The organism is Okeania sp., assembly GCF_035285525.1.
Classification (GTDB): Bacteria; Cyanobacteriota; Cyanobacteriia; order Cyanobacteriales; family Microcoleaceae; genus Trichodesmium.
The window spans coordinates 45422-60316 of the sequence record NZ_JAYKGW010000235.1 but is presented as its reverse complement, the minus strand read 5'-3'; the positions used below and the strand labels follow the sequence as shown (position 1 = coordinate 60316).

The 14895-nt window shown below is 33.7% G+C and carries 15 protein-coding genes; 8 read left to right on the top strand and 7 right to left on the bottom strand.

The window, feature by feature from the left end:
- The first annotated feature begins 1246 nt into the window (after positions 1–1246).
- From VKJ25_RS22370 to VKJ25_RS22350, 5 genes are all read left to right on the top strand, one after another.
- Positions 1247–3523 carry a heavy metal translocating P-type ATPase gene (locus VKJ25_RS22370; protein WP_324238861.1) on the top strand — a complete coding sequence of 759 codons (2277 nt, stop codon included), beginning with the start codon at positions 1247–1249 and terminating at the stop codon, positions 3521–3523.
- A gap of 222 nt (positions 3524–3745) precedes the next feature.
- Positions 3746–4093: a ParA family protein gene (locus tag VKJ25_RS22365; protein WP_324238860.1), complete on the top strand. Its 348-nt coding sequence runs from the start codon at positions 3746–3748 to the stop codon at positions 4091–4093.
- On the top strand, positions 4053–4820 hold the full coding sequence (locus VKJ25_RS22360; protein WP_324238859.1) for a ParA family protein: 768 nt from the start codon (positions 4053–4055) through the stop codon (positions 4818–4820). The genes VKJ25_RS22365 and VKJ25_RS22360 overlap by 41 nt, the downstream gene beginning before the upstream one ends.
- 320 nt (positions 4821–5140) lie before the next feature.
- A complete protein-coding gene (locus VKJ25_RS22355) occupies positions 5141–5557 on the top strand; it encodes a XisH family protein (RefSeq protein WP_324238858.1) in 417 nt (138 codons plus the stop codon).
- Positions 5545–5880, top strand: coding sequence for a XisI protein (locus tag VKJ25_RS22350; protein ID WP_324238857.1), 336 nt, complete (start codon positions 5545–5547; stop codon positions 5878–5880). Before VKJ25_RS22355 ends, VKJ25_RS22350 begins: the two co-directional genes overlap by 13 nt.
- 221 nt (positions 5881–6101) lie before the next feature.
- On the opposite strand, the gene VKJ25_RS22345 is transcribed toward VKJ25_RS22350, so the two are convergent.
- The 5 genes from VKJ25_RS22345 to VKJ25_RS22325 all read right to left on the bottom strand — a co-directional run bounded on the left by VKJ25_RS22345 (position 6102) and on the right by VKJ25_RS22325 (position 10481).
- On the bottom strand, positions 6102–6776 hold the full coding sequence (locus tag VKJ25_RS22345; protein WP_324238856.1) for a dual OB domain-containing protein: 675 nt from the start codon (positions 6774–6776) through the stop codon (positions 6102–6104).
- A complete protein-coding gene (locus tag VKJ25_RS22340; RefSeq protein ID WP_324238855.1) occupies positions 6764–7210 on the bottom strand; it encodes a DUF488 domain-containing protein in 447 nt (148 codons plus the stop codon). The genes VKJ25_RS22345 and VKJ25_RS22340 overlap by 13 nt, the downstream gene beginning before the upstream one ends.
- Positions 7211–7367: 157 nt before the next feature.
- Complete coding sequence (locus VKJ25_RS22335) at positions 7368–8015, bottom strand: DUF488 domain-containing protein (RefSeq protein ID WP_324238854.1); 648 nt, start codon at positions 8013–8015, stop codon at positions 7368–7370.
- 308 nt (positions 8016–8323) lie between these two features.
- Positions 8324–8881 carry a DUF411 domain-containing protein gene (locus VKJ25_RS22330; protein WP_324238853.1) on the bottom strand — a complete coding sequence of 186 codons (558 nt, stop codon included), beginning with the start codon at positions 8879–8881 and terminating at the stop codon, positions 8324–8326.
- 142 nt (positions 8882–9023) lie between these two features.
- A complete protein-coding gene (locus tag VKJ25_RS22325) occupies positions 9024–10481 on the bottom strand; it encodes a multicopper oxidase family protein (protein ID WP_324238852.1) in 1458 nt (485 codons plus the stop codon).
- A gap of 286 nt (positions 10482–10767) precedes the next feature.
- Between VKJ25_RS22325 and VKJ25_RS22320 the strand changes: the two genes are divergently transcribed.
- Both VKJ25_RS22320 and VKJ25_RS22315 read left to right on the top strand, forming a co-directional pair.
- Positions 10768–11085 carry a hypothetical protein gene (locus tag VKJ25_RS22320; RefSeq protein ID WP_324238851.1) on the top strand — a complete coding sequence of 106 codons (318 nt, stop codon included), beginning with the start codon at positions 10768–10770 and terminating at the stop codon, positions 11083–11085.
- Positions 11086–11343: 258 nt separating this feature from the next.
- Complete coding sequence (locus VKJ25_RS22315; RefSeq protein ID WP_324238850.1) at positions 11344–11625, top strand: PepSY domain-containing protein; 282 nt, start codon at positions 11344–11346, stop codon at positions 11623–11625.
- 687 nt (positions 11626–12312) lie between these two features.
- On the opposite strand, the gene VKJ25_RS22310 is transcribed toward VKJ25_RS22315, so the two are convergent.
- Positions 12313–12780 carry a hypothetical protein gene (locus VKJ25_RS22310; RefSeq protein ID WP_324238849.1) on the bottom strand — a complete coding sequence of 156 codons (468 nt, stop codon included), beginning with the start codon at positions 12778–12780 and terminating at the stop codon, positions 12313–12315.
- A 102-nt stretch (positions 12781–12882) separates the two neighbouring features.
- Positions 12883–13803 (bottom strand): aromatic ring-hydroxylating dioxygenase subunit alpha, encoded by a 921-nt coding sequence (locus VKJ25_RS22305; RefSeq protein ID WP_324238848.1) that lies wholly within the window; start codon positions 13801–13803, stop codon positions 12883–12885.
- Positions 13804–14017: 214 nt separating this feature from the next.
- On the opposite strand from VKJ25_RS22305, the gene VKJ25_RS22300 reads away from it, so the two are divergent.
- Positions 14018–14740, top strand: a complete 723-nt coding sequence (locus VKJ25_RS22300; protein WP_324238847.1) for a tRNA1(Val) (adenine(37)-N6)-methyltransferase — start codon at positions 14018–14020, stop codon at positions 14738–14740.
- The last annotated feature ends 155 nt before the right edge of the window (positions 14741–14895 follow it).

Sequence of the window (14895 nt, the reverse complement as noted above, 5' to 3'; positions counted from 1 at the left end):
AGTAATTTTGGTAACACAGCCTTCTAGGCTGTAAGAAGCAGGATGCTTAAACTGCAAATAACTTGACCTCACTATCCTCATGCATTGCTGTAAATATCTACATATATTTCCCTAACTTTTATATACTCCGATATTAACCGATATAATATAAAATTAATTGTAGCAGTTTTATTAAGTAAGAAGTAAGAAAGAAGGAAGAATATTACAGCAATTTCCAAGTTAGTGAGGTGCAAAATAAAGACTAGAATTGTGTTAATAATTTTGGTAACACAGCCTTCTAGGCTGTAAGAAGCAGGATGCTTAAACTGCAAATAACTTGACCTCATAAAGACTAGAATTGTGTTAGTAATTTTGGTAACACAGCCTTCCAGGCTGTAAGAAGCAGGATACTTAAACTGCAAATAACTTTACCTCAATATCCTCATGCATTGCTGTAAATATCTACATATATTTCCCTAACTTTTATACACTCCGAGATTAACGGATATAATATAAAATTAATTGTAGCAACTATTTTGACTTTAGTTATACTTGAATCTAAAGTTAACTTGAGAGTTTACGATTAAGATTTACGCAAAACTACCATATTTTGTAGGGGCAAATGCCATTTGCTCTCTAAACATAGAGTATTACTTCAGAATTTCCGTAAGCCCTAATAAATTTACAATATTTTGTAGGGGCAAATGGCATTTGCCCTCTAAAGATAGAGTATTACTTCAGAATTTCCGTAAGCCCTAATAAATTTACAATATTTTGTAGGGGCAAATGGCATTTGCCCTCTAAAGATAGGGTATTACTTCAGAATTTCCGTAAGCCCTAATAAATTTACAATATTTTGTAGGGGCAAATGCTATTTGCCCTCTAAAGATACAGATAATTAATAATTAAATGTTGACAAGTAGCGGGCATCTTGCCCCCGTGGGTATACCTCAACAAGGTGGAACCCGCTTTCAATAATAGATAATTGATAATGGATAATTGATAATTACCTCTCCCGAAAAGGAAGAAGATTGAATCAAAGGAAAAAATTTATTTTATTCCCCTTCAAAGGGGAGGCTTTAAACCTGAATTATTCAATTATTTAATTATTTAATTATTAATTCTTCGGTAAATATATTTCTTCATAGTAGTCGAAGCAAAGGTTAGGACAGATCAACAGCCTAAAACGTAGATAAAGCAAGATTTTTCCTTCTGCCTTCTGCCTTCTGCCTTCTGCCTTTTACTATAATCATCAGGGAATAATTTTATGAAAATAACATATTTAGAACTAAAAGGTATGAGTTGTGCTGGCTGTGCTAATAAAGTTGAAAAAGCTATTACAAATGTACCTGGTGTGGCAGAATGTCAAGTTAATTTTGCTATGGCACAAGCAACGGTTAAGTATAATTCTCACCAAACAAATTTACACAAAATTCAACAGTCTGTAACAAATATTGGTTTTGAAGCAACACCACTTCAGCAAACAATAAATCTGGCGGAAAAAGAGAGAGAAAATCGCCGTCTAGAACAAGAAATGACAAATAAAGTAATTTTTGGTGGTGTTATTAGTGGAATTTTAATTATTGGTTCGTTGCCAATGATGACTGGATTAAATATTCCTTGGATTCCAATATGGTTACATAATTCTTGGCTACAATTAATATTAACTACTCCTGTTATGTTTTGGTGCGGTATTTCATTTTTTATTGCTGCTTTTAAAGGATTAAAAAATTATTCCGTAGATATGAATACTTTGGTTGCCCTGGGTACGGGGGCAGCTTATTTATATTCTTTATTTCCAACATTTTTTCCTGATTTTTTTACTAGACAAGGATTAAATCCTGATGTTTATTATGAAGCTGCTGCGGTTATTATTACTCTAATTTTATTAGGCAGACTTCTGGAACATCGCGCTCGCAAACAAACTTCAGCAGCTATTGAAAAATTAATAGGTTTACAGGCAAAAACTGCTAGAGTTATTCGGGAGGAAAAAGAAATAGATATTCCTATTGAACAAGTAAAAATTGGCGATTTAATTGTGGTGCGCCCTGGGGAAAAAATTCCTGTAGATGGAATAATAAAAAAAGGTAATTCTACAGTAGATGAATCTATGGTGACTGGTGAAAGTTTGCCTGTAGAAAAACAATCTGGGGATGAAGTTATTGGGGCGACAATTAATAAAACTGGTAGTTTTAAATTTGAAGCTTCTAGAATTGGAAAAGATACAGTATTAGCTCAAATAATTAAATTAGTTCAACAGGCACAAAGTTCTAAAGCACCAATTCAAAAATTAGCAGATATGGTAATTTCTTGGTTTGTTCCTGTTGTTATGGGAATAGCGATCGCTACTTTTTTTATCTGGTTTAGTTTGACTGGAAATTTAACTATGTCGTTAATTACAACTGTTAGTGTTTTAATTATTGCTTGTCCTTGTGCTTTGGGATTAGCTACTCCTACTTCTGTGATGGTGGCAACTGGAAAAGGTGCAGAAAATGGAATATTAATTAAGGGTGCTGATAGTTTAGAAGTTGCTCATCAAGTTCAGGCAATTATTTTGGATAAAACAGGTACACTTACCGAAGGAAAACCTAAAGTTACTAATTATATAACTACTCAAGGAATTGGCAATGAAAATGAAATTAATTTGTTAAAAATAGCAGCAGCAGTTGAGAGAAAATCAGAACATCCTTTGGCAGAAGCTATTGTTGAATATGCTCAAACTCAAGGGATAGAATTTCCTTTAGCAGAACCAGAAAAATTTGAGGCAATTTCGGGAATGGGAGTAGAAGGAATTGTTTCTGATAAATTAGTACAAATTGGTACTTTTAGATGGATGAATAAATTAGGAATTGAGATTAGTAATTTCCAAACTAATCAAAATAAATTAGAAGCTGATGGTAAAACTACTGCTTGGATAGCAGTTGATGGAAAAATTGAAGGAATATTTGGTATAGCCGATACTTTAAAATCATCCTCAAAAAAGGTAGTTCAAACATTACAAAAAATGGGAATAGAAGTTGTCATGTTAACCGGAGATAATCGGCAAACAGCAGAAGTTATTGCTGCCGAAGTTGGCATTAATAGAATATTTGCTGAAGTGCTGCCAGAACAAAAAGCTGAAACTGTCAAAAATCTGCAATTAGAAAAGAAAAAAAGAACCGATAATCATCAAATTGTGGCAATGGTAGGAGATGGAATAAATGATGCTCCAGCATTAGCTCAAGCAGATGTCGGAATAGCCATTGGAACAGGAACAGACGTAGCGATCGCTGCTAGTGATATTACTTTAATTTCTGGAGATTTAAGTGGTATTATTACGGCAATTAAATTGAGTCGGGCGACAATGAGAAATATTCAGCAAAATCTGTTTTTTGCCTTTATTTATAATGTATTAGGTATTCCTATTGCTGCCGGTATTTTGTATCCTTTAACAGGTTGGTTATTAAATCCAATTATTGCTGGAGGAGCAATGGCATTTAGTTCGGTTTCTGTAGTGACAAATGCTTTACGTTTGAGAAAATTTAGACCAAAAATAAATCTATAGTAATTTTCATACTTGTACTGTAGGGGTTTTCTCTCCAAATTCCATTGGGGCTTTGGTTTAGAGACTAAATCCCTACGATAAAATATTAAAACCTATTTAGGATTGTTATATGCTATATTAATTTATTAGACCTCTCCAAAAATATTAATTTTGGAACAGTGCTATCAGGGTTTCAAAACCTTTTCTAAAAATGTATATTATTAGATTAAGAGGAAATGTTAAATGACAAAAGTTTATGCTTTTTACAATAATAAAGGTGGTGTTGGTAAAACAACTTTATGTTCCAATGCTTCAATATTGTATGCTGAACAAAATCCAGAGAAGCAAATTTTAGTTATTGATATGTGTCCTCAAGCTAATATATCTCAATTTTTGCTTGGAGGCGGAAAGGAAGGATATGATAATAATCAAAAGTTACAATCAGCTTATTCAAGACGTAATGTAGTAGGTTTTGTTGATTGGATTTTGAAAGGTAATGCTGACTTTAAATCATTAAATTCTACTTATAAAGTTCGAGCGTCTCTCTATAATGAGCATATTCCAAAAAAATCTGTATTTAATTGCTGGTGATTCTTTTTTAGAATCTTTATCTTTAGCTCTTAATTATGCCGTAATTAATCCAGCAAAAATTTCAGCATGGAAAGATTACATGACAGCAATACAAAGATTATGTCAAAGTGAATTTGACAAGAAAAAATACAAAGAGTTAGTTGTTTTTATAGATTGTAATCCTAGCTTTTCTATCTATACACAGATGGCGTTACTTTCTTCTGATTATTTAATAATTCCTATGATGGCTGATTTTACTTCATTAGAAGGAATTAAAGGGATTTTAATGTTACTTTATGAACAATATCCTTCAGAATCTCTCAAAAAATATGCGAGTGATATTGTCACATTTAATAAACAAGTTCAGCGATTCGAGCTTAAATTACCTAAAATAAAACAATTTGTTTTTAATAATTACACAAGCAATAAAGGTGTAGCTAATGCTTATAATTCAATTAGAGAAGAATTAATTAGTTTTTGCTATGAACAATATCAAAAATTTGCTGAACATTTTACTAAGAATAATAATTCATTAGATTGTCTCAGTGGATGGCAAACTGCTTATGTTACCAATGTCAAAGATTTTCATTCTTCAGGAAAAGTCTCTGCATCTCTTGGCATTCCTTTACATCAACTTCCTGACCAAGGAGAAACTTTTATAATGCCAGATGGAAAAAATATTAAATTGGCTAAACATAGATATAAAGAAGCTGTCGAAAACGTCAAATATTTAGTGTCAAAATTATAAGTTTCATTTGAATAATTTTTACATTAATGATATAGGAATCCTAAATCAGGCTAGTTTCTAGCAATGAAAAGTTTAACATCTGCCAGCGATAAAATATTAAAACCTATTTAGGATTCTTATATCTAAACTTTAAGGAGAAAATTTATGAAAAAAGTAGCAGTTTTTGGCAATGCAGGTGCTGGTAAATTAACCCTAAGCAAGAAATTAACAATAATAACTAATCTCCCCCCTATGTCTTAGAAAAAATTGGAGGTACAATAGAGTCTTTGTGTAAGTAATTATATAGAGAAAATTACCAACAATAATGAAAATTATCAACAATGGCAAAAGACATTTTTCATCAACAGGTTAAAAATTCTTTAATCAAAGATGGATGGAATATTACTCACGATCCTTTTACAATTAGAATTAGTGAAGCTGTCAAATTACATATTGATTTAGCAGCAGAAAATGCTATTGCAGCAGAAAAAGGTTCTGAAAAAATTGCTGTAGAAATTAAAAGTTTTATTGCAGATTCAGATATTAGCTCATTTCATACTGCTTTAGGTCAATATCTTAATTATTGTCAAGCACTTGAAGAACAAGAAGCAGACAGAATTGTTTATTTAGCTATTCCTGTAGAAGCTTATCAAAATTTTTTTCAGCTTCCTTTTATCCAACGTTCTCTGAAACGTTATCAAGTCAAACTAATTATTTATAATCCTAAATTAGAGGTAATTTCTGAATGGATAAATTAGAAAAATATCGACAACTTGTTCGGGAAATTTTGACTTCCCATGCGGAAATAGCCAATACTAATGATACAGTCAAAGATGAACTAATATTTGATACAGAACGGGACCATTATCAATTAGCTTATATCGGTTGGCGAGGAGATAAACGAATATTTGGTGCTGTAATGCACCTTGATATTATTGATGGTAAAATTTGGATTCAATATAATGGTACAGAAGAGTCTGTTGCTGAAAGGTTAGAAGAGATGGGTGTACCTCCTACTGATATTGTCATTGGTTTTCATTCTTCTTTTAAACGACAATTTACTCGTTATGCTAACAATTAAATGTAAGCATTAAAAAGCAGGTTGTTTTAGGTTGTAGGGACGTTTTCCCCTAAGAGCGGACATGAAATGCAGAGCATAACCTTAGGAAAAAGCATTTTTGCCAGTGGAACGTCCCTACAAAATTAGAAGAGAAGAAGAAGTTTTAAGGTATAAAAAGGAGCAAGTTTTTTGGCTCGCTAATTATCCGGAAATGATATAATTTTCATTCCTTAATTTTTCAACTAATCAAATTCAATAATATTTGCTATTAACTTCCAACAAGGAGCTTCACCTTCCCAATCTTCAGGAGCATAAGGCAGACTCAAACTAACAGTAACCAAAAGATTATTTGCAGTTGGAGAATATCCATTTTCTAAGTTTTTCATAAACTCTGGATCGGTAATTTTTGCATTATTTAAAAGCCAATAACCATGATTACTTTTAATACTACCTCGAAATTTCCCTCTTTTATCTTGAACAAAAGAAAAATTATGCTTTTTAACTTTAACAATTTCAATTGTTCGACGTAGATGCCAGGGAACTCTTTTTAGATAAGAAGGATAAATATATTTACGATTATTATGTAGGATATATTCTGAATTATTACAGTATGGAAATATATCCTCAACTTTAGCTTTACCTAAACATTTCCATTTACCTTTTAATACTGAAAAGTTTTCACTTTCAAAACCAAAATCATTTCCTTTATTATCAAGAGGAATTTCCAGAATATCAAGAGGTTTTGGTTCTCCATGTTCCACAAGTCTAATTCTTAAAGGTACTCTTCCATCTTCAGGAAATTGGCGATCGCATATTGGACGAATCCATTTTCCTGTATCTAAATCAATTCCTGCTATACAACGCTCATTTTGTTTGTAGGAATTAGCCAAACAAATTATTTTTTTTAGAGATGACATACTTTAATATTTCCCCATTGTTGATTAAGATATTCAGCGACTAAACGACGATGACAATAATGTGGTTTAGCTTCACTACAAAGTAAACAACCTCGGTCTAAAAGTTGAGGTGAAACCTTTTTTTCAATTTCTCTTTCTTTCATCAGATTATTAAAATTTTGTTCATAAGTATCCCAAGTAATTTTCTTTTTTTTATAATCATCTAAAAGTTCTTTAGTAGGTGCTAAATCTAGAATATGAATATATTCAATATCGCAAATAACTTTGAGAAAATATTCTAAATCTTTTCTTTTGGCAAATCCGGCAAGTTGAGAAACATTATTAAATCTTGCATCAATAAGGCATTTTACTTTTGATTTTGTGAGGTTTTCAAAAAAGTCTTGAGCCGTTTTTTTCGTAAATCCAATTGTAAAAAGTTCAATAGTTTTTTCCATTTTATTTAATTCCTAACTAAGTAAAAATTAACCCATTAGCTGTCAACTATTCCGGATGAATGCTACGCAAACAGCAATAAAAATGAATGAAATAATCATTAATCATACCTTAATTCTTAGTCAAGGTTTATTAAGAGCTAAAGGCTGATTGCTTACATTATTTTTTGTTTACATAAGCAATTTTATCCCCTTGAATTTTGTAAGCTTTTTCAAGTTTCGTATATTCAGAATCTTGAGTAGATTGCGTAACATTTTGACTGAAGCTTTCAGTATCAAAAAGACTTAATTGTAAAAATGACTGAGGCTTTTCTACAAGATTATTAATCTCTAATAGTCTTTTTTCTAAATCGGAGTGATTTTCTAATTCACCACTTTTAAGAATATGATAAATATCTAAACCTTGATTTTTTAAATTTCGGCTCACTAAAATAGCACGATGACAAGTAATGGGGTCTTGTTCAGAACACATTAAAGCAATATTATTATGATTTTCCCAACTTTGATAAACTCTTTCTAAACCTTTTTTAAAATCTTCTGTCTGAGCAATTAATTCATATAAAGCTTTGCCATTAACATAGCAACTTAAATCATTAGTTCTAGCACCTAATTCTTTGCCTAAAAAAATGTATGAAATATTGATTTCCTGTAGAGATTGCTGAATATTTTTTTGATTAAAATGAGGTGAATACTTACTATAAGGAAAAGAACGAACATCTGCCACAGTTGTAATTTGATGTTTTTGTAAAAGACTTAAAAAAAATTCGATAGAATGATTGGAATGACCAACAGTAAATAATTTCATCATTGTTGATTAAAAAAATTTTCTAATTGTGTTAGATATGTATTACTATACCAGAGTATTGAACCATCAGAATTTTCTGTTTATTATAGCGCTACGCGCAGGGAACAGGGAACACAGAAGGTGGGAACAGGGAGAATACATTGCCGATAATATAAATAGGACTAAAGCCATGAACGCTATTAGTAGGGTGCGTTACGCTTCGCTAACGCACCTATGCGCTATATTATATAGTGCCTTTGCGTCATCCCTAATTTAGTGCATAAGTCTTTTTATAAAGCACTATACCTTTATTCCTTGATTAAGTCAATATTCTAGAATTTATAAGAATTAAAAACTCTAGTCTGACCATCTTTTTCAAAGGCAAATACATCAAAAGATTGTTGGCGATCGCCCATTTCCATACCCGGAGTACCAATAGGCATTCCGGGAACACTAATTCCAGCAACATCTGGTTTCTGGGCAATTAAACGTTTCACATCTGCCACTGGAATATGACCTTCGACAAGATAACCCCCAATTTCACTGGTGTGGCAAGATGTCAAATCTGAAGGCAAATTATATTTCTGGCGAATAGTTTGAATTTCTGACTCAGGTTTGACAATATCGGTTACTTGAAAACCATTTTTCTGAATATGTTCCACCCAACCCTTACAGCATCCACAAGTAGGAGTGCGGTAAACAGTAATATTCAGTGCTTCTGGTGCTAAATTTGTTGTAGGTGAACCAGAATTTGCAACATTCTGGGTTGCGGTACTAACGGCGGAGTTTTGTGGCAAAACGATGAAAGAAAAATATGCTGCTCCTAAAACTCCAGCAACCCCTACACCAATAATTAGAGACTGCATCCTATTAGAAAAAAACTTTTTCATAACGATTACCTCAAATAATCTTTGATATCAATATTTATATTGTAGGTTGGGTTAAGCGAAAGCGCAACCCAACAATATTGAATTTAGGCAAAAAAATGGCTTTGTTCGGCCTTGTTTTGTAGGAACGTTGCATGCAACGTTCCTACAGCGGTTTACCTATAATCTCCAAATTTCCCATCATTCCCAAATCTTCGTGGTCAAGAATATGACAATGATAAACAGTCTTTCCAGCAAAATCTCGAAAAGGCATCCGCATTAAAACTGTTTCCCCCGCTCTCACCAAAACCACATCTTTCCAAGCGCGATAAGTTTCTGGTTTACCATTCCGACTCAAAACTTGAAAAGCATTGCCATGAACATGAAAGGGATGATCCATAATGCCTGTATTTATTAATTCCCAGTCTTCAAGAGTATTGAGCTGAACTTGAGTATCAATTCTTTCTGGTTGATATGACTCACCATTAAACAAAAACGCCATTCCTTGACCGGGTATCATGCCATGATTCATTTGAAAACGACGCACTTTTTCAGGTTCTGGCAATGATGGAACTGGGATTAGTTTTGTTGGCAGTGGTACAGCAGCAACCTGTTTGTCATAACTGACTGTTGCTAATACTTGCGGTTGATTTTCAGGAATATTTCTCCCCATCATCCCTCCTCCCATCATACCCATACCCACTCGTTCGTAAGGCAAATTTAGCAAACGATATTTTCCTGGTTCTCGGTTAGCTCGGACTAATACATCTGCACGTTCTCCAGGAGTCAGTAACAGTTCTGACATTTCTAAGGGTTCAGCTAATGCACCTCCGTCAGTAGCGATGAGATAAAATGGATGTTCTTCTAGAGACAACCGATAAAATCTGGAAGTGGAAGCATTCAGGATTCGTAGTCGTAATAAACCTTGAGCAGAAATGGCAAAATTAGGGGTAAGTTGACCGTTAGCAGTAATCAAATTTCCTTCCCTTCCCGTCATTATTGAGAGTTCCTGGGATGGGAGCATATTTCCTTTTTTGTCTAAGGCAAAATCTTGCAATACTAAAAATTGTTCGTCAGCAGCTTTCACTTCTGGAATTTCATCTAACTCTCCCCGAACAATAAATAATCCCGCCAACCCACCAAATAATTGTTCTGCTACAAAACCATGTAGATGTGGATGATACCAGAACATTCCAGCAGGATGATTTTCCGGAATTTGGAATTGATATGTAAAGCGATCGCCTGATGGAATATTCAGAAAGACGTTATCGGCGTTTCCGGTAATGGGAATATGCAGTCCGTGGTAATGAATATTTGTGGGTTGGGGGAGATTGTTAGTGAAATTAATTTTAATAGTATCTCCTGGTTTTGCTTCTAGTCTTGGTCCGGGAATTTGTCCGTTATAATTTAGTAGATAAGCTGGTTTATTTCCCAGATTTATTCGATTCAAATTAGTTGTTAAATCAAGTTCTAAAATTCCATCTTGGCTCTGATTAATTTGAGAATATGATGAAAAATTTTGTTGATTTTCTTGAGTATTGGCTATCCGACATTGAGACATTAAAGTAGCAATGATACTACTATAACTTAGGATTAAAAAATTTCGGCGATTAATTTTTTTCATAATTAATATTTTGGGAATTATACCCTTTATTAAAAATTTTATTTCAGTAAATTACCATTATAACAATCCGTGCCTATGTTATAATAATTCAAAAACTAGACATCAATTCTGAAGCTCTTGTCCATTGTTAATTGCCTATTACCTAGTTAAGATTTTTATACACACATAAAATAGGATTTTTATATCAAATAAAATTATGAAATAAAGATAAATTTTTTCCCTGAAAAAGCCAAACATAATTATCACTATATCCAAGCCGACTGAAACCAATAGGAATTACCAAATAATGCCAACTATATCTTTTCTTGCTCATACACCAGAATTTCATGTACCGAATAAAAATGATAATTCAAAAGCAGAAGTAAAACAAGTAGAAAGTAATTCGGTTAATGAAAAACAAAAAAATCAAATACAAGAAACACCTTCCCCAAAGGTGGAGACTAAAGTAGAAACAGTTGTAGAAGAGAAAGTTATCAATTTCCTTGACTTAGCTCCAACGAATAATTTTCTACTACAGCCTGGAGAAATTGTTTTTTTACTGTTATTAATTATGCCTTTCTTACTATTTTCAATTAAGCGGTATATATTCAGATATAGAAACTGATAGAAGCTATTTATTTATTTATGTAAGGATTCAGCTATTAGCTGTCAGCTATTCCTAAGGAATCCGCTCGCATTCAGCAATAAAAACCTCAAGCTTAAGGAGAATATTAAAACGAATATAGACCTGGAAACTGACTTTTATAGTAATTTTTCATTCTCAAATGAAAAAGCTTGGATCGCAAACTAAAAGTAATAGCTGACCGCTGAATGCTTACCTATTTATTATCTTTGTCCTCAATTGAATTTTTGTTTTTGAGTTATGAAAATTAATAAAGCCAGACTACGCCAACTTCACTATTTATTTGCTCCAGTAATGTTATTTCCTGTACTACTTAGTTTAGTTACAGGTTCTCTTTTTCAGATATCAGTTATTACTGGTAAAGCCAATGATTTTATTTGGCTATTAGAATGGCATAGAGGTAAGTTTGGGAGAATTAATTTAGAGATGATTTACCCATTTTTAAATGCCTTTGGAATGTTAATGCTAGCAGTGACAGGAATTATTATGTGGTTCCAAATTAACCGACAATATAAGAGATAAAAGGAAATATGCAAAAAAAATCGCCAGTAATTAGTATTCAATCAAATGTCTCAGAAATACAAGGTAGATGAATCGTGAATAAACTGCCTTTGCCTAGTTGACTTTTAACGGTAATATCTCTCAGGACTTACACGGGAGGCACTAGATATAGATTATCAGTGCATTACGAGATAGGCTTTACATGTCGCGTAGCGTTTCGGCGCTTGAGCCGACATATAAAGCGGAGCTTTGCGGAACGCAAAACGCACCCTACTAGACCGTTTCATCTAAAATGGTGCAATAGGTAGGGGCGAGTTTCTCAGGAAATTTTCATAGATTTCTAGAATTTACATAAACCCACCCCTGAGATGGTGGCTTATATCACTGGGGGCGGGTTGATCTAGTAAACTAGATCAACTCGTTAACTCACCTGTAAAACCCGCCCCTACGGTGTCTTCCTAATGCACCATTTTAGATCAAACAATCCACTACGAATAGCGTTCATGGGTAACTCCTAATCTCTTTTCTCCTAAATGTGAATGGGATTTACTATCTACATAGATATCTCTAAAAATTAAAAATAAAATCAATTAATGTTTTAGGGACATCTCATGTAACGTCCCGACTGTGATTTACCCAAATGAAAATTGCTGTCATCCAGATGCTTCAGAGAGATACTGATAACTGATAACTGATAACTGAAACAGCTTAATCATTATCTGCGTGTTCAAACTCATAAACATAAAACAATCTAGTCAACTGTTGCAACTTATATCCACCGAAAGCAAATAAAGCTGCACCTCCAACCGCCAACCAAAATCCTAGTGGAGGCAATGCCAAACCAGAAACAGAAGTTGCCGTTTCAGTTACTGCTGCTGTAGCTACTTGAATAGCGATCGTCCGTGCATCAATAATTATCCCCAAACACAAACATAACGCTGCCAAAACGTAGGTCAAAATTTTGAAGCGATTAATATTTTTCAGTGCATTCTGACAAGTCAGACAATGTTTCGTGTGAGTTTCCCAAACATCAAAAAGCTTACGTTTGTCATATTCTGGTAGTGGTATTTCGGGATTACATTCTTGACTCCAAGGTATCCCACCTCCAGCAGATTTCTCCAACCATCTGCGGAATGTAATCACCATTTTATCTTGAGGATTAGGCGTATAAATCATATCTAGATATTTTCCTTGCTGTTGCCTTGCTAGGATTTTCTCCTGATAATGAAGAAAGACCAAATCTTGGTGTAAAAATATAGGACCTAATACATGACTCAATCATTCAGGCATTGGCAAACCAAAGAATCCTAAACCTTTCGCTCGTTTTCCTTGGTCATCTTTTACAAACACCTGACATCCAATAGTTCGACACCAACCAGGCCGAGAAGGACTAGCATACAAAGCCAAAATGGATTTTCCACCACCCTCAAGTTCAGTGAAAATTCTCATGTGACAAGGTGGTTGAAAATCATGGATAGCTTGTTTCATACCAGGTACTTTTATTGGTCTGATTTCAAAAGAGAAACCTTCCTGGGTAGAAAATTTCCTCACTGGAATCATGTCATAATATTTATCCTCATCATATCTGCTACCCATTATTCCGTGGTGGGAAACTGGAACATGAGCTGGATCTGAAACATTTTCCATAAATAAATCCCAACCGTAGGGAAGTTCGCGCATACTCCAATATAGTTTCACAACTTTGTCTGATGGGTTTTCTAGTTCAGGAATAACCCTGGGTTCCCGTAACTGACTTTCTACCTGAGCTTGTTCTCCAGATTCTGCCCATACCCAAAGTAAACCTTGACGTTCCTGGGTGGGATAGACAATAGCACAAGATTTACTGTCAGCACAATTTTTGGCTTCGGTTTCTTTATTTTTAGACTGAGGAATGCTGACATACTTGCCCTCGGAGTTAAAGCGCCAAGCGTGGTATGCACACATCAGAGTTCCATCTGATTCTACTCTACCTTCGGAAAAAGGAACGAGTCGGTGAGGACAAACATCTTCAAAGCAAGACCATTTTCCACTATTATTCTGCCACAGAACTAAATTTTTCCCCAGTAGCTGAAATGGATATGGTCGAGATGAGTCAGTGTGGTCTACAACTGCTACTGGATACCATTGTTTTGTCCACTGAAATGTTTCTGTTTCTATTGTCTTTTGGGTGTCTTGTTTGAGAATTTTTTCTGTTACCATTATTAGTCCTTATTTCAGATAAACAGGACTTACGCAGAAACTGAACTGAACCCAGAAACTCGGTTGCTCCTAGAAACCGGGTTCCTCCAGTGTAAGTCCTAATAAATTTACATTTATTTTAAGATAACGTAATTATGAAAAAATTTCAGCTAAATCAGAGTAAATTTTGAGGAGGATAATTATTGATATAGATATCAGGAGAAAAATTTAGAATATGAAAGGAAATAAATTTCAATTTAAACAGTTTACTGTTTGGCAAGATAAATGTGCTATGAAAGTTGGTACTGATGGTACTTTATTGGGAGCATGGGTAGATATTTCGGGTGCAGAAAAAATTTTAGATATTGGCACTGGTACTGGTTTAATTGCTTTAATGTTGGCACAGCGTTCTAGTCAACAATATGGAACATTTATTGATGCTGTAGAAATTGACAAAGACTCATTTCTTCAAGCTAAGGAAAATGTAGAGCGATCGCCTTGGTCAAACCGAATTAAAATCTTCAATTATTCCATCCAAGAATATACAAAAATTTGCCAAAAACGTTATGATTTAATTGTCTCAAATCCACCTTTTTTTGAAAATGCTTATAAAGCTGCAAATCAGGCAAGAAATGTTGCCAGACATACCGATTTCCTTTCACAAACTGATTTATTAAAAACAGCAATTAAACTTTTATCAGCAACAGGTAAATTAGCTGTAATTTATCCAGTGGAACCAGCTATAAATTTTCAAGAAAAGGCAGAAGATTTGGGATTATTTTGTCAGAGAAAACTGTATGTTAAACATAACCAAGAAATTCCTGTGAAACGAATTTTGCTGGAACTAAGTAAACAACAATTACCATTACAAGAAAATATTCTTACTATCAAAAATAAACAAGATATATATACACCCGAATTTATTTCTTTAATCCAAGATTTTTACCTGAAATATTAAGTTGAATTAGGGTTTACGAAAAGAAACCCGGTTTCTGGGTTGAGAATTTATTTCTTTAACCCAAGACTTTTACCTGAAATATTAAGTTGAATTAGGACTTACGAAAAAAAACCGGGTTTCTGGCTTCACCCTGGGTAAGTCCTGTTTAATGCTAA

Coding starts and splice junctions, on each gene's coding strand:
- VKJ25_RS22345 (WP_324238856.1), bottom strand. CDS start 6,776: ATGTCATCTCTAAAAAAAATAATTTGTTTGGCTAATTCCTACAAACAA.
- VKJ25_RS22340 (WP_324238855.1), bottom strand. CDS start 7,210: ATGGAAAAAACTATTGAACTTTTTACAATTGGATTTACGAAAAAAACG.
- VKJ25_RS22310 (WP_324238849.1), bottom strand. CDS start 12,780: ATGATTTATACGCCTAATCCTCAAGATAAAATGGTGATTACATTCCGC.
- VKJ25_RS22335 (WP_324238854.1), bottom strand. CDS start 8,015: ATGATGAAATTATTTACTGTTGGTCATTCCAATCATTCTATCGAATTT.
- VKJ25_RS22315 (WP_324238850.1), top strand. CDS start 11,344: ATGAAAATTAATAAAGCCAGACTACGCCAACTTCACTATTTATTTGCT.
- VKJ25_RS22305 (WP_324238848.1), bottom strand. CDS start 13,803: ATGGTAACAGAAAAAATTCTCAAACAAGACACCCAAAAGACAATAGAA.
- VKJ25_RS22350 (WP_324238857.1), top strand. CDS start 5,545: ATGGATAAATTAGAAAAATATCGACAACTTGTTCGGGAAATTTTGACT.
- VKJ25_RS22355 (WP_324238858.1), top strand. CDS start 5,141: ATGGCAAAAGACATTTTTCATCAACAGGTTAAAAATTCTTTAATCAAA.
- VKJ25_RS22370 (WP_324238861.1), top strand. CDS start 1,247: ATGAAAATAACATATTTAGAACTAAAAGGTATGAGTTGTGCTGGCTGT.
- VKJ25_RS22320 (WP_324238851.1), top strand. CDS start 10,768: ATGCCAACTATATCTTTTCTTGCTCATACACCAGAATTTCATGTACCG.
- VKJ25_RS22330 (WP_324238853.1), bottom strand. CDS start 8,881: ATGAAAAAGTTTTTTTCTAATAGGATGCAGTCTCTAATTATTGGTGTA.
- VKJ25_RS22365 (WP_324238860.1), top strand. CDS start 3,746: ATGACAAAAGTTTATGCTTTTTACAATAATAAAGGTGGTGTTGGTAAA.
- VKJ25_RS22300 (WP_324238847.1), top strand. CDS start 14,018: ATGAAAGGAAATAAATTTCAATTTAAACAGTTTACTGTTTGGCAAGAT.
- VKJ25_RS22325 (WP_324238852.1), bottom strand. CDS start 10,481: ATGAAAAAAATTAATCGCCGAAATTTTTTAATCCTAAGTTATAGTAGT.
- VKJ25_RS22360 (WP_324238859.1), top strand. CDS start 4,053: ATGAGCATATTCCAAAAAAATCTGTATTTAATTGCTGGTGATTCTTTT.